This is a genomic window from Acidovorax sp. KPB24-07 (assembly GCF_057543315.1).
The window spans coordinates 1-667 of sequence record NZ_BAAJYS010000888.1 but is presented as its reverse complement, the minus strand read 5'-3'; the positions used below and the strand labels follow the sequence as shown (position 1 = coordinate 667).

Below are 667 nucleotides of genomic sequence, written 5' to 3'. Positions count from 1 at the left end.
GCCGCTGCTGCCTTCCGCGCGGCAGGCCTGGCGGTCGCGGAACTGGCGCGCATCCAGCAGGTGGATGGTCGCCAGTCGCCCCCAGGGCAGCGCGCGGTACACCTGCAGCGCGCCGAACCCGCTGGCCGCCAGGCTCGCCACTCGCAGCGGCGTGTGTTCGTAGAAGGCTTGCCATGCCGCCGTGCGCATCGCCAGGAAGTCGGCGGCGTCGCCGCGGCCGTGGGTGCCGGCGTAGTCGTTCTGTACCTCGTGGTCGTCCCAGGTCGTGGCCCAGGGGCACAGCGCGTGGGCCGCCTGCAGCGACGGATCGCTCTTGTGCAGCGCGTAGCGGTCGCGGTAGTCGGCCAGCGTGTGCGCCAGGCGCAGGCCGTGCACGCGCGCCAGCCCGGCCGGGTCCTTGGGGCTGGCGTATTCGTAGATGTAGTCGCCCAGGAACAGCACCAGGTCGGGCGACTGGCGGCACACGTCGGCCCAGGCCGCGTAGTGGCCGTGCTCCCACCGCTGGCACGACGCGAAGGCGATGCGCAGGCCCGGCGCCACATCCCCGGCGGCCGGCGCGGTGCGCGTGCGGCCGGTGGCGCTGACGGCGTCGCCCTGCAGAAAGCGGTAGTGGTACCAGCGCCCGGGCCAGCCCTGCAGCTCGATATGCACGCTGTGCGCGAACTCG

At 73.6% G+C, this 667-nt stretch carries 1 protein-coding gene; it reads right to left on the bottom strand.

Annotation, left to right across the window (positions count from 1 at the left end; translation table 11 throughout):
- Nucleotides 1–667 (bottom strand): alkaline phosphatase D family protein (locus AC27IQ_RS26490; RefSeq protein WP_487091440.1); only part of this gene is annotated, 667 nt, incomplete at both ends.